The organism is Streptomyces sp. NPDC051569 (genome assembly GCF_044454085.1).
Classification (GTDB): Bacteria; Actinomycetota; Actinomycetes; order Streptomycetales; family Streptomycetaceae; genus Streptomyces.
Map to the genome: position 1 here is coordinate 83,500 of NZ_JBITDJ010000012.1, position 14,275 is coordinate 97,774.

The window sequence follows — 14,275 nt, forward strand, 5'->3', positions numbered from 1 at the left end:
TCACTGTGTGATCCCGTTTATGCGGGCGATGGTCTGGGCGAGTTCGCCCAGGTTCTCGGCCGTGAAGATGTCGAGCAGCCCGATCTCCACGCCCAGGCGCTGCCTGATGCGGACGCTCATCTGGGTGACGAGGAGGGAGTGGCCACCGAGTGCGAAGAAGTTGTCGGTGAGCCCCACCCGGTCGCGCGAGAGGACGTCGGCCCAGATCTCCGCCAGCTCCTTCTGGAGCGGGGTGACCGGGGGTACGTGATCGCTGCCCGGGCCGCCGTCCTCCTCGGGCTCCGGCAGGGCGGAGCGGTCCACCTTGCCGTTGACGTTGAGCGGGAGCGCGTCGAGCACGACGAACGCGCTGGGGACCATGTAGGAGGGCAGCCTGCCCTCCAGGTGTTCCCGCAGTGCGACGGCGGACACGGTCCCGGGGCACACGACGTGGGCGACGAGCCACTTGTCGCCGGAGGCCAGGGTCCGGACGCCGGCCACGGCCAGCTCCACGTCGGGGTGGTCGGTCAGATGCGCCTCGATCTCGCCGAGCTCGATGCGGTGGCCGCGCACCTTCACCTGATCGTCGGCGCGGCCGAGACACAGCAGCTCGCCGTCGGGGGTCCAGCGGACCAGGTCGCCCGTGCGGTACATGCGGGTGCCCGGCGCGCCGAACGGGTCGGGCACGAAACGGTCGGCGGTGAGGCCGGGACGCTGCAGATAGCCGTGGGCCAGGCCCTCGCCCGCGAGGTACAGCTCGCCCACCACGCCCACCGGTACCGGCTGGTGCGCCGCGTCCAGGACGTAGGTCCGGGTGTTGCGCAGCGGGCGACCGATCGGCGGGGCCCCCTCGACGCCTTCCCGGGTGAACCACGCGGTGGCGTAGACGGTGGACTCGGTGGGTCCGTAGACGTTGCCGACCAGGTCGGCGCCGATGGCGCCGGAGATCTCGTTCGCGGCCTTCATGGACAGCGGCTCGCCGGCCATGACCAGCGTGCCGGCCCGGGCGTGCAGACCTCCGGTGCCGTGGATCTGGGCCAGCGCCGAGGGCACACCGCTGAGCAGGGAGCCGGTGTACGGGCGACCCGCGGGCGGGTCGGCGAGGCTGAGGAGCGAGGGCACGATCTCGACCGAGCCGCCGTTCAGCAGCGGGCCGAACATCTCGAAGACGGAGACGTCGAAGTTGAGCGAGGTCGCGGCGAGCAGCCGGGACAGCTGCTCCGGGGCGAAGGTCTCGCCCGCCCAGGCCGCCAGGTTGGCGACGCTGCGGTGTGCGACGACGACGCCCTTGGGCCGTCCCGTGGAGCCCGAGGTGTAGATGACGTACGCGGGGTGGCCCTGGTCCAGCGGGGCCGTGCGGTCCGAGTCGCTCATGTCGTGCTCCGGCCGCGCCGCGACGGCGGCGAGCGTATCGGGGGCGTCCAGGATCACCGGGGTGGGTCCGCCGTCGGGGATCCGGTCCGTGACCTGCGCCGAGGTCAGGACCATGGCCGGCTTGGCATCGTCCAGCATCAGGGCGATCCGGTCGGCCGGGTAGCCGGGGTCGATCGGCAGGTAGGCGGCGCCCGACTTCAGTACGGCGAGGACGGCGACCAGGACCCGCTCGGTGCGCGGCAGGGCGATGGCGACGAGGTCGCCGGGGCCGGTGCCGAGCGCCACCAGGTGGCGGGCCAGCCGGTTGGCGGCCGCGTTCAGCTCGCCGTAGGCCAGGGTCGTGTCCGCGAAGTGGACGGCGGGGGCCGCCGGTTCGAGTGCGGCACGCTCCTGGAACAGCTCGGGCAGCGTTGCCCCGGGGATCGCCGCGGCGGTGTCGTTCCAGTCCTCCAGGACCATCCGGCGCTCGGTGTCGCCGAGCATGGGCAGGGCTTCGAGTGCCGTGTCCGGCGCTTCGGCGATGCTCTCCAGCAGCCGTACGTAGTAGGCGGCGAACCGCTCGACGGTGGCACGGTCGAAGAGGGCAGTGGAGAACTCCATGTCACCCAGCAGCCGCCCGTCCTCGGACTCCCGCAGGTACAGGGTCAGGTCGAACTTGGCCGCCCAGGTCCCCGGCGAGCTGGTGGAGGGGGAGATGTGCAGGCCGGCACCGGTGTCGGCGGTCTCCTGCGGTGCCGCCGCGTAGTAGCTGAAGGCCACCTGGAAGACCGGGTGCCGGGAAATGTCCCGCTCGGGCCGGATCTCGTCCACGAGCAGTTCGAAGGGCAGTTCGCGGTGGGTGTCGCCGAGCAGTACGGACTCGCGGATCCCGTTCAGGTGGTCGCCGAAGGTCTGGCCCGTGGTGACGCGGGAACGGACGGGAATCGTGTTCACGAAGAGTCCGATCAGGGACTCGGTCTCCACGGTCGGCCGGCTGCCCGAGAAGTATCCGACGCACACGTCGTCCTGGCCGCTCAGCCGGTGCATCAGGGCGCTGTACGCGGCCATGCTGGTCATGAACAGGGTGGACCGCTTGCGGCCGGACAGTGCGCGCAGCTTCGTGGTGAGTTCGGTGCCCACGGCGAACCCGACGGAGTCGCCCGCGAAGTCGGGCACGGCGGGACGGGGACGGTCCGTCGGCAGCTCGATGCTGTGCGGGGTGCCGGCCAGGTACTGCTTCCAGTAGAAGAGGTGGTCGCGCAGGGAGGAGCCCTGGAGCTTGCGGCGCTGCCAGAGCGCGTAGTCCGCGTACTGCAGCTCCGGCTCGGGCAGCGGCGACGGTTCGCCGCGCAGGAACGCCTCGTACAGGGCGCCGAGTTCCTGGATCAGGACCGCCACGGAGTAGCCGTCGATGACTACGTGGTGCGCCGTGATGACGAGCGTGTGCGCCTCCGGCGCCGTGCGGACGGCCACGGCCCGCACGACGGGGCCCGAAAGGATGTCGAAGGCGAACTTGCCCTCGCGCAGCAGCACCGCCCGCACTTCCTCCTCGGGGACCGCCGCATCGCTCACGTCGAGGAACTCCAGCGGGAAGACGGCCTCGTCGGAGACCACCGCCGTGATGTTCTCGCCCGCCAGATCGAAGGTCGTGCGCAGCACCTCGTGCCGCCGGACGAGCTCGTCGAGTGCGGCGCCGAGGGCCTGCCGGTCGAGCGGGCCGAGCAGGGAGATCGGGATCTGGACGTTGTAGAGGCCGCTGTCGGGCTGGAGGAGCTGGAGGAAGACCATGCGCTGCTGGGCGTACGAGGCCTCGGCGGGCTGACCGGCCGGACGCGCCAGAACCATGTCGGGGACGGCGTCCGCCTCGGCGATCAGCTCGGCGAGCCTGGCCACCGTGGGCCGCTCGTAGAACTCGACCGGCGACACCTCGGCGCCGGTCCGCTGCCTGATCCGGGCCAGGACCTGCGCGACCAGCAGCGAGTGGCCGCCGAGCGCGAAGAAGTCGTCGAGGGCCCCGACCCGTTCGACGCGCAGGACCTCCTGCCAGATCGCGGCGACGACCTGCTCGCCGCCGGAGCGCGGGGCGACGTACTCGCTGCCGGAGTCGATGACGACGTCGTCCGGGGCGGGCAGGGCCTTGCGGTCGGTCTTCCCGTGCCGGTTGACGGGCAGTACGTCGAGGAACGTGTACCGGGAGGGGACGGCGTGCGAGGGCAGCCGCTCCAGCAGCCAGTCACGCAGCTCGGCCGGGCCGGGCGTCCGGCCGGGGACGGCCGGGACGACGTACGCGGTGAGCTGCTGGGCGCCCAGCACGTCGGGGTGGGAGAGCACGACGGCGTCGGCGATCTCCCCGTGCAGGCGCAGCGTCGTCTCGGTCTCGCCGAGATCCACCCGCATGCCCCGGATCTTGACCTGGTGGTCCGTCCTGCCGAGGTATTCGAGGCGGCCGCCGCGTCGGCGGCGGACCAGGTCCCCCGTGCGGTACATGCGGGCGCCGGGAGGGCCGTACGGGTCGGGCAGGAAGCGCTCGGCCGTCAGGTCGGGGCGTCGGAAGTAGCCGCGGGCGAGGCAGGCGCCGGACACGTACAGCTCGCCGGGGACGCCGTGGGGCACCAGGTTGAGCCCCTCATCGAGCACATAGGACACGGTGTTGCGCACGGACTGGCCGAGCGGGGAGGCCTCGGGCCAGCCGTCGATGCCCGGAGCCATGTCGTGCGAGGTGATGACCTGGACTTCGGTGGAGCCGTAGTGGTTGTGCAGTCGGCGGCCGTGAACGGCGGCCGTGAACGTGCGCAGGGCGTCACTGAGGACGAGGGCCTCGCCGACCTGAACGACGTGCTCGAGGGCAGGGAGCGGGCGGCCGCTCGCGAGGGCCGCACGCGCGGTCAGCTCGATGACGACGTTCGGTGCGAAGAAGTCCGTGACCCTGTTCTCGTCGAGCCAGGTCACGAAGGACTCCGGGTCGCGCCGCAGGCGCTCCGGGACGATCGCCAGCGCGGCTCCCGACAGCAGGGTGAAGAGCATCTCCTGGACGGAGACGTCGAAGCTGAGGGCGGTGAACTGGGCGGTGACCCGGCCGGGCCCGGTCGGGAGGGCGGTGAAGTGCCACTCCATCATGTTCAGCATGGCGCCGGTGGTCATGACGACGCCCTTCGGGCGCCCGGTCGAGCCCGAGGTATACATCAGGTAGGCCGGGGTGTCGGCGGTGACCGGGGCGGAGAGCTCCGCCCCGGAGGGGTTCGCCCCGCTCTCCTGCGCGCAGGCCGACAGTTCGTCGTCGATGACGAGCACCGGCAGGTCCAGGCCGGCCAGGAGCCCGGCGCCCGCGGCGTCGGTGACCACGACCGCGGGCCGCGCGTCGGTGAGGAGTGCGCGGACGCGGTCGGCGGGGAGCACGGGGTCCACCGGCAGATAGACGCCGCCGGTCTTGAGCACCGCGAGGAAGGCCGTCACCGCCAGGTCCGAGCGCGGTATGAACACCGCGCCGACCTGCTCGGGGCCGACCCCGTACCGGATCAGGGCATGGGCGAGCCGGTTGGCCCGCTCGTTCAGTTCCCCGTACGTCCGGGTCAGCTCGCCGTCCACGACCGCGGGCCGGGAGTGTGTGACGGCGGCCCGCTCCTCGAACCAGCTGGCCAGCGAACCCTCGCGCAGCCGGCCGCTGACTCCGCCGGTCACCAGCTCGGGCCGTTCGGCGGGAGCGAGCAGCGGAAGGTCGAGGATGCGCGCCTGCGGGTCGGCGGCGATGCCTTCGAGCAGGCGGACGAAGAGCCGGGACAGCTCCTCGACGGTCTCGGGGTCGAACAGCGAAGTAGCGTACTCGAAGCTGCCGAACAGGCTGTCGTCGGTCTCGGACACGAAGAGCGAGAGGTCGAACTTGGCGGTGGTGCTCGGCGGGTCGACAAAGGCGACGTCGAGGCCGTCCAGGGAGAAGGGCTGCTGCCCCTGGTACGAGAACATGACGTCGAACAGGGGCTGGCGGGCCTGGCTGCGCTCCGGCCTCAGCACCGCCACCAGGTGGTCGAAGGGCAGCTGGCGGTGGTCGTACCCGCTGATCACGGTCTCGCGCAGGCGGCCGAGGAAGCTGGTGAAGGAGGGGTTGCCGGAGAGGTCGGCACGGATCACCACGGTATTGGCGAAGTAGCCGATCATGTCGGCGGTCTCTTCGTGGGCGCGGCAGTCGACCGGCGTGCCCACGGACACGTCGTCCTGCCGGGACCAGCGGCCCATGAGGACGTGGAAGGCCGCGATCATGACCATGAACGGGGTGGCCGAGCAACGGGCGGCGACCTCGCGCAGGTCCTTGAAGAGCCCGGGTGCCAGCGTGAAGTTCACGTTGCTGCCGGCGAAGTCGCTGACCTCCCCGCGGGGACGGTCGAGGGGCATGTCCAGTCCCGCGGCAGCGCCCGCGAGCCGTTCGCGCCAGTACTCCAGCTGCCGGGAGTGCTCCTCGGCGGCCTCGGGGCCGCGCTGCCACACCGCGTAGTCGCCGAAGTGGACGGTCGGTTCGGACAGCGGGGAGGGCAGGCCGGCGCGGAACGCCTCGTACAGCGCCTTGAGCTCGTCGAGGATCCGCCCGATGGACGGACCGTCCACGACGATGTGCTGTGCGTTGACGGCGAGGAGGTGCGTGGTGTCGGAGAGCTTGAGCAGCTGCACGGCGACGAGGCGGTCCTCAGCGAGGTCGAAGTGCGTGGCCCAGTGCCGGGCGAGGTGCTCCTCGGCCCGGGACTCCCGCTCCTCGGCCGGGACCGTGCTCAGATCGACCTGGTCCAGTGCGCCCTTCTCGTGGGGGGACACGACCTGCGTGACCGTCCCGTCGGTCTCCTGGAAGCGGGTGCGGAGCACCTCGTGCCGCCGCAGGACCTCGTCGAGGGCCCGTATCAGGACGGGCACGTCCAGTCCGCCCTCGATGCGCAGCAGGGTGCCGACGTTGTAACTGGTCTGGAGGCTGAGCCGGTCGAGGAACCAGAGGCTCTCCTGCCCGTAGGAGAGCGGCAGGGCGTCCGGCCGCGGGCTGCTGAAGGGACCGGCCGGCTCGGTGGCGGCCTGCGACAGGAGGCGGATGACCTCGTCCTTGTGGACGCGCACTTCGGCGACCTGGTCGGGTGTCAGTCCCCCTGCGGGCCGGAAGCGCAAGCGTCCGTCCTGGACCCAGAGTTGTATGCCGTCTGCGGTCAGCCGGCCCAGCAGTTCTCGCGCTGCGGTCATGTTCGGCCCCATCTCCCCAATGTCTTCGGTGGTCAGTGCGGTCGGAACTCGAGCGGCAGCGACGTGAGGCCTCCGAGGATGTAGGACGCGATCCGCTGCGGCTCTCCGCTCACCTCGATCTCGGCAGGTAGCTGGGCCAGCTCCTCGAGCATGATGCGGATGGTCAGGCGCGCCAGGTTCGCGCCGATACAGAAGTGCCCGCCGCCGCCGAAGGAGACGTGGTGGTTCGACTTGCGGTCGAGCAGGAACCGTTCGGGCTGGTCGAAGACCTTCTCGTCCCGGTTGAGGGAGGGCAGCCAGACCGTGACGGCGTCGCCCTCGCGGATCTGGACACCTTCGAGCACGGTGTCGTGCTGGGCGGTACGCAGGATGTGGGTGACCGGCGCGGTCCAGCGCAGGAATTCCTCGGCGGCGGTCTTGAGCTTGAGGTCACCGGCCCGCAGGGCCTTCCACTGCTCCGGGCTCTGCAGCAGCGCGAGCATTCCGGCACCGACCGCCTGCCGGGTGGTCTCGTTGGCCGCCACGATGACGTTGTCGCAGGTGAGGATCACCTCGTCGTCGGTGATGTCGAGACCCTCGGCCTGTGCGATGGTCAGCGCCGACACCAGGTCGCGGCCGGGGTTCCGGCGCTTCTCCTCGATGATCTCGGAATAATGGCGGAGAATCTCGAAATGCGCTAGCTGCGCTTCCACGCCGTCGATATCGCTGGAATTATCGGCGGCCTCGGTGGTGACCTTCGCCAGCATTTCCACGTCATCCACGGAAATACTGAGGAGCTCCGCGGAGACGGCCAGGGGAATGCGCGCCGCAATGTCCTTGACGAAATCGCAGTGACCTGCCTCGACCACACCGTGCAGAGCGGACCTGACGACGTCCCGGGTCCGCTCCTCCATTTTCGCTATGGATCGCACGGTGAAAAGGCCCATGATCGCCTTGCGCAGCTGGTCATGGCGCGGCGGATCACTGAGCGCCATCATCTTGCCGGCGCCCGGGTAGGGGTCCTTGAAGTTGGGACGGAGGAAGATTCCCTTGGTCGAGGTGAACCGCTCCCAGTCGGTGAGCACTTCGAGCCCGGCCGCATGCGTGGTGACAGCCCAGTAACCGCCATGCTCACCATACTCGTGGAAGGAAACCGGGCTTTCCTGCCGCAGCCTCCGCCACACCTCGTACGGGTCACCCTCGGAATAGAGCAGGGGATCGGTAAGTGCGGGCATATCCTGCAGCACGGCGCCTCAAATTCCTCGTCGGTGTTCCATCTGCCTCCGGGCAAAAGAATATCCGGTGTTCGATGGAGCAATCGGTTCAGTCGAACACTGAGGCGCTCGATGAGTTCCCTGCACGTAGATTGTGCGGAACCATGGCACGGCAGGACCCCCGACGCCGTCAGTCGCCAATCCGAAAGCGAAATTGTTACCTATGGCCGCTCAACTGCTGGACCGCATACCTCAACTGCTGCGCCAGGCCACGTTCCGGAGGTTCTGGACCGCGCAGACCATCTCCTACCTCGGGGACCAGGTCTCCACGATCGCGCTGCCGCTGACGGCGGTGCTCGCTCTGAACGCCTCGGCCGCGGAGATGGGGTTCCTCGGCGCCCTGGCCTCGTTGCCGAACCTGCTCTTCGCCCTGCACGTGGGCGGCTTCGTCGACCGGCACGGAAAGCTCCGGCTCACGATGGTCCTGTGCGACCTCGGAAGGGCGGCCGTACTGGTCACCGTCCCGATCGCCTACGCCCTCGACTCGCTCACCCTCACCCACCTGTGGGTGGTGGCCTTCGCGACCGGCACGCTGGCCATGCTCTTCAACGTCTCCAGCAACAGCCTGTTCGCGGCGCTCGTGGACCGCAAGGACTACGTCCAGGGGACCTCGCTCAGCCGGGGAAGCTTCTCCTTCTCCTGGGTGGCGGGCCCCGGCATCGGCGGCATGCTGGTGCAGATCCTGTCGGCGCCGGTGGCAATCGTCGCCGACGTGCTGTCCTACCTCGGCTCGGCGTTCCTCCTGCGGTCCGTCGCGGCCGAGGAGCCGACACCGGAGAAGCACGAATCGAAGTCGCACATCAGGGACGGGCTGCGCTTCGTCTCCCGGACACCGGCCCTGCGGGCCAAGTTCCTGGGCGGCGGTCTGCTCAATCTGTTCTACACGGTCTACTTCACGCTCTTCCTGCTCTTCATCGTGCGCGAGCTCAAGATGACGCCCGGAATGATCGGTGTCGCACTCGGACTCGGCGCGGTGGGTGCGCTGCTGGGTTCCTTCGTCACCGGCTGGGTCAGCCGGCGCATCGGCATCGGACCGACCTTCCTGCTCGGCTCGGTCGCCTTCCCCGGAGCGCTCGCGCTGGTCCCGTTCGCGTCCCAGGACAAGTGGATGGCGTTCGCCCTGGTCATCGCCGCCGAGTTTCTCTCCGGGATGGGCCTGATGCTCTGTGACATCGCCGGCTCCTCGATCCAGCAGGCCCTGACGCCGGACCGCTTCCGCTCCCGGGTGCAGGGCGCGTACCTGGGCCTGATCAACGGCGTACGGACGGCCGGCGCGCTCATCGCCGGTGGCCTCGGCACGCTGATCGGCCTGCGGCCCGCACTGTGGCTGGCCGTCATCGGTGGCGTCCTGAGCTGTCTGCCGCTGCTGTTCGCCTCGCTGGCCCGGATGCGCACTCTGCCCGACCAGGCCGAATGAACCGCCGCCGACCGACCACGCCGAACGGACCAGAAGAGGGGACCCCATGTCATTTCTCGCCGACCAGCTGATCGGCGAAGCCCGGCGCCGCCAAGTGCGGCTCTGGGTGGACTCGACGGGCGGGCTCCAGTTCGCCGGGGAGGGCCCGGCGCTGGACGACCGGTTCGTCATGCTGCTCCGGACACAGGCCCGGCCCATCGCCGCCAAGATCGGCGCGGAGGCCCCGGACCGCTGGCTCCGCCCGCTCACCGGGGCCCGCGGTGACGGCGACGCGCTGCTGTACCTGATCCCCGCCGCGGGAGCCGGACCGAACGCCTACCGCTCCTGGTCGGGCGCGGCCCCCGCGGGACTGCGGATCGAGGCCGTCCTCACCCCGGGCCGCGAGGAGCGTTTCAGCGAAGCGCCCTTCACGGACGTCTCCGCACTGGCCGACCGGATCGCCGAACGGATCCTCGGGCACGCGGACCGTCCCTTCGGCGTGTTCGGACACAGCACCGGCGCTCTGGTGGCCCGCGAAGTCACCCAGCGGCTCGCCGGTTCCACCACCGCGCAGCGGGCGCTGTTCGTCGCCGGGGCACTGCCACCGCACCTCATGGGCGAGCCGGGCCCCGACCCCACCGACCAGGAGCTGCTCGAGTACATGAACCAGTGGCAGGGCACCCCGCCCGAGCTGCTTGCCGACACCGGGTTCCTCAGCACCTTCCTCCCGACCCTCCGCGCGGACCTGCGGTTGTTCCACTCCTGCCGCCGAGCGGTCTCTCAGGCCGACCGCGCGGCCGTGCCGGTCGTCGCGTTCGGCGGGCTCCAGGACGAGACGGCACCGCGCGGACTGTGCGAGGCCTGGCGGCAGTGGACAGCCGGCCGGTTCACCGTGCGCATGGTGGAGGGCGGCCACTTCTTCCCCGTCACCGCCGCCCAGGAAGTGCTCGGAGCGGTCGCCCGGGAGCTGGGCGTACCGTCTCGCTGAGCCCCTGCCCGCGAAGAGACAGCGACCACCCCATGTCATGACCGAGGGCCACGGCTGTACAGCCGTGGCCCTCGGTCATGACTGCGGGCACCTCACTCCCGGTGCCCCGCACCCGCCTCCAGGAATCCCAGCAGGTCGGCCGTCAGGGCCTCGGCGGTGTCCGCGTCGAAGATGTCGGTGGCGTACTCCAGGATCCCCTCGACACCCGCGGGTTCGCCCCCCGGTGCGAACCGCTCGACCACCTTGAAGCAGAGGTCGAACTTGGCCACGCCCAATTCCAGCGGTTCGTGACGGGCCGTGAGACCCTCCAGCCGGGGCGGCTCGGCCTCCTCCACCTGAAAGGCCAGCATCACCTGCGCCAGCGGGTGGCAGTTGAACGAGCGGGCCGGATTGACCAACTCGACGACGTGCTCGAAGGGCAGGTCCTGGTGGGCGAAGGCCCCCAGGTCCGTCTCCTTCACCCGGTCCAGGAGCGTCGTGAAGTCCGGGTTCCCCGAGGCGTCCACGCGCAGGACCAGCGTCCGGACGAAGTAGCCCACGAGGCCGTCCAGGGCCGGGGCGCCGCGGTCGGAGACCACCGCCGCCAGCACGATGTCATCCCCCGCCCCCCGCTCTGCGAGCAGCGCGCTCAGGGCAGCGTGCACCACGGTGAACGTCGTGGTGCGCCGGCTCTGCGCGAGGGCTCGGACGGCGCGGTGCAGCGCGGGGCTCACGCTGAACGGTACGGCCGCTCCGACGCCGGAGCGAACGCCGGGCCGCTCGCGGTCCAGCGGCAGCGCGATCGCGGCCGGTAGCCCGGCGAGCTTCTCCTCCCAGTAGCGGTACTGCCGGCGCAACAGCCCTGCGGGGCCGGTCTCGGCGGACGCGAAGAGCTCGCGCTGCCACTCGGCGTAGTCGGCGTACTGCACCGGCAGGGGGGCCCAGCCGGGGGCGCGTCCGGCTGTCCGGGCGTTGTACGCGTCGGCCAGGTCCCGCAGGAACGGGTCGAGCGAGACACCGTCGCAGGCGATGTGGTGCATGACGACGAGCAGGAAGTGGTCTTCGTCGCCGAGGTGGAACAGCGTGCCCCGCACCGGCAGGTCCGCGGCCAGGTCGAACGGCACCCGGGCCGCGGCGAGGACCGCGGCCTCCAGGTCCGCCGGCGCCACGGTGGACTCGTCGAGCTCCGGCACGGCGGCCGTCCCGTCGAGGACCCGCTGGCGGATCTGCCCGTCCTCCATGGCCAGTACGGTGCGCAGCACGTGGTGGCGTTCGAGGACGTCGGCCAGGGCGGTGCGCAACGCCGGCACGTCGACGTTCCCCGTCAGGCGCAGGGCGAGCGGCTCGTTGTAGCGGGGGCTCGGACCCTCCAGCTGGTCCAGGACCCACAGGCTCTGCTGGGCGAAGGAAGCGGGCGCCGGCTCTTCGCCGAGGCGCGGGGCGACCGGCGGGCGGGCGGGATCGACCCGGTTCAGCAGCGCGCCCAGTTCCTCGACCGAAGGGTTGCCGAGGACGTCACCGAGGGTCAGCTCGGCCTGGAACTCCTTGCGGACGCGGACGGTGAGTTCCGCGGCCAGCAGGGAATGGCCGCCGACGTCGTAGAAGTTGTCGTGGATGCCGATGGAGGGAAGTCCGAGCACGTCGGCGAAAATCCGCGCGAGCCTTTCCTGCTCGGCGGTGCGGGGCCGGTCCGCCTCGTCGGGTCCGGTGAACACGGGCTCGGGCAGTGCCCGCCGGTCCACCTTGCCATTGGTGTTGAGCGGGAACTCCGCAACCACGGTGAAGGACGCCGGCACCATCGCGGGGGGCAGCAGACGGCGCAGTTCGGCCCGGGTCGCGGCGCCGAGGCCCGCGGCGTCCGCTCCGGGCGCGGGAACCAGGTAGGCGTCTATGCGCCGGTTGCCAGCCTCTCCGGCGGTCACCACGGTGACGTCGCGCACGCCGGGGGCGGCGCGCAGGGCCGCCTCGATCTCTCCGAGTTCGATGCGCATGCCGCGGATCTTGATCTGGTGGTCCGTGCGGCCGAGGTACTCGATGGCACCGTCCGCCCGGCGGCGCACCAGGTCCCCGGTGCGGTACATCCGGGTGCCGGGCCGGCCGTACGGATCGGGCAGGAAGCGGTCGGCCGTCAGGCCGGGGCGGTTGGCGTAGCCCCTCGCCAGGCAGACGCCGGAGGCGTACAGCTCCCCGGCCACGCCGGGCGGGACCAGTCGCAGCGCCTCGTCCATGACGTACACCGAGGTGTTCCACACCGCCCGTCCGACGGGGACCGTCGCGGGCCACGCGGCCACGTCCGCCGGCAGGACGTACGAGGTGACGGCGTGCGTCTCGGTGGGGCCGTAGTGGTTGTGCAGCCGCCGGCCGGGCCGCAGCCGGAAGAACTCCCGTACGGCCTCGCTCAGGACGAGCGCCTCACCGGCCTGCGCGACATGGCTGAGGGCGGGCAGGCTACGGCCCTGCTCCAGCGCTGCCTGACACACCAGCTCGATGACGACGTTCGGCGCGAACAGGTCGGTGACCCCGTGCTCCTCCAGCCACGGCACGAAGTCCTGCGGACTGCGGCGCACGTCCTCGGGGACGATGGCCAGCGTCGCGCCCGACAGGAGCGTGGACAGCATCTCCTGAATGGAGATGTCGAAGCTGACCGAGGTGAACTGGACCGTCACACGGCCGGGTTCGCCGGGCAGTTCGTCGAGGTGCCAGGCCATCAGGTTCAGGACGGCGTCCTGCGTCATCAGGACGCCCTTGGGGCGGCCCGTGGATCCGGACGTGTAGAGCAGATAGGCCGGTGTCCCGCCGGTCACGGGGGAGGTCAGCTCCGCTGCGGACGGGTTCTCGGGGCCCTGCCCGGCGCAGGCGGACAGCCTCGTGTCGAGCACCAGTGGCGGGGTGTCCCCGAGGGGCAGCAACTCGGCGCAGAGCGGGTCGGTGACCGTCACGACCGGGGCGGCGTCGGCCAGCATCAGAGCCACGCGCTCGGGCGGGAGTTCCGGGTCGATCGGCAGGTAGGTGGCACCGGTCTTGAGGACGGCGAGGAACGCCGTCACCGACAGCTCCGATCGGGGCAGCACGATCGCGACCACTTGCTCGGGTCCCGCTCCTGCCGCCGTCAGCGTCCGGGCCAGCCGGTTGGCCCGCGCGTTGAGTTCCGAGTACGTCAGCCGCCGTGCACCGTCGACGACGGCGACGGCATCGGCGGACAGCGCAGCCCGCCGCTCGAACCACTCGGCGAGGGTGCCTTCGGGCGCGGCGCCCGCGAAGCCCTCGCCGATCAGGCCGGTGGCCTCTCCGGGCAGCAGGCAGTCGATGGTGTCGAGCCGGGCACCGGGCGCGCGCAGCGCGTGGGTCAGCACCCGCGCCAAGCGGTCGCACAGCTTTTGGGCGTCGTCGTGGTGGAGCATGGCGACGGGGTACGTGAGCCGTACACAGGGCCGCGCCGCATCGGCGGTCGTTTCTGCCGCGGTCCGATCGGCGGCGTTCGCGTCGGCGGCGGCCGTCGTGTGCAGGGAGAACCACAGCTCGTCCGCGCGATCCGGCGAAGGCACGGGCGGCTCGGTGTCCACGGCTGTACCGACCAGGAAGAGTGGCAGACCAGGAGTACCGCGGGCGGTGTTGACGGTGTCCGCGAGCTCCGCGAACGAGACGCCGTCCTGCTGGACGGCGGCCCGCTCGGCGGAGCGGACCGCCATCACGAGCGCATGAAGGTCGAGCTCCGCCGAGGTGGCGATCCGCAGGACCCGGACGGCTGCGGGCGTCCCCGCCACCGCCGTGCCGAGCGGCAGGTCCGCACCGGCGCGCAGCAGGGTCAGCAGCCCGGTGACGCCGGCCGTGAACACGGTGGCGACGGTGACGTCCCCACCCCCGTTCTCGACGAGGGCGGCCATGGCCCCGCCGAGACGGTGGTCAAGCGGGCATTCGACGGTAGCTGTTCCCGGTGAGCCGGTCTCGTCGGACCTGCGCAGGCCGGGTAGGTCGGTCTTCTCCGGAAGGTCGGCCAAGGCCTCGTGCCAGGGCTTGGGCTGACTGGACGGGGTCGCCATGCGGTACTTCCCTCATTCCGGGCCGCGGCACCGCGCCGCGGCCGTGGGTGGGCTGCGTGTGGGTGGTGGTGCGGTC

5 protein-coding genes are annotated in these 14,275 nt (G+C 71.0%); 2 read left to right on the forward strand and 3 right to left on the reverse strand.

Translation table 11 applies throughout. From position 1 onward, the window contains the following. A complete protein-coding gene (locus ACIBAE_RS18710; RefSeq protein ID WP_399286341.1) occupies positions 1 to 6,543 on the reverse strand; it encodes an amino acid adenylation domain-containing protein in 6,543 nt (2,180 codons plus the stop codon). Between the two features lie 32 nt (positions 6,544 to 6,575). Further along, on the reverse strand, positions 6,576 to 7,769 hold the full coding sequence (locus ACIBAE_RS18715) for a cytochrome P450 (RefSeq protein ID WP_399286344.1): 1,194 nt from the start codon (positions 7,767 to 7,769) through the stop codon (positions 6,576 to 6,578). 190 nt (positions 7,770 to 7,959) lie between these two features. Here ACIBAE_RS18715 and ACIBAE_RS18720 point away from each other — a divergent pair, with 190 nt between their 5' ends. Beyond that, complete coding sequence (locus ACIBAE_RS18720; protein WP_399286348.1) at positions 7,960 to 9,213, forward strand: MFS transporter; 1,254 nt, start codon at positions 7,960 to 7,962, stop codon at positions 9,211 to 9,213. Between the two features lie 46 nt (positions 9,214 to 9,259). After that, positions 9,260 to 10,180 (forward strand): thioesterase II family protein, encoded by a 921-nt coding sequence (locus ACIBAE_RS18725; RefSeq protein ID WP_399286351.1) that lies wholly within the window; start codon positions 9,260 to 9,262, stop codon positions 10,178 to 10,180. A 92-nt stretch (positions 10,181 to 10,272) separates the two neighbouring features. Here the strand turns inward: ACIBAE_RS18725 and ACIBAE_RS18730 are convergent, their stop codons facing one another. Continuing rightward, positions 10,273 to 14,199 (reverse strand): amino acid adenylation domain-containing protein, encoded by a 3,927-nt coding sequence (locus tag ACIBAE_RS18730; protein ID WP_399286354.1) that lies wholly within the window; start codon positions 14,197 to 14,199, stop codon positions 10,273 to 10,275. Positions 14,200 to 14,275 lie beyond the last annotated feature (76 nt).

Bases quoted from the DNA above. Each gene is read 5' to 3' on its own strand.
- ACIBAE_RS18710 (WP_399286341.1), bottom strand. From the start codon at position 6,543: ATGACCGCAGCGCGAGAACTGCTGGGCCGGCTGACCGCAGACGGCATA.
- ACIBAE_RS18720 (WP_399286348.1), top strand. From the start codon at position 7,960: ATGGCCGCTCAACTGCTGGACCGCATACCTCAACTGCTGCGCCAGGCC.
- ACIBAE_RS18725 (WP_399286351.1), top strand. From the start codon at position 9,260: ATGTCATTTCTCGCCGACCAGCTGATCGGCGAAGCCCGGCGCCGCCAA.
- ACIBAE_RS18730 (WP_399286354.1), bottom strand. From the start codon at position 14,199: ATGGCGACCCCGTCCAGTCAGCCCAAGCCCTGGCACGAGGCCTTGGCC.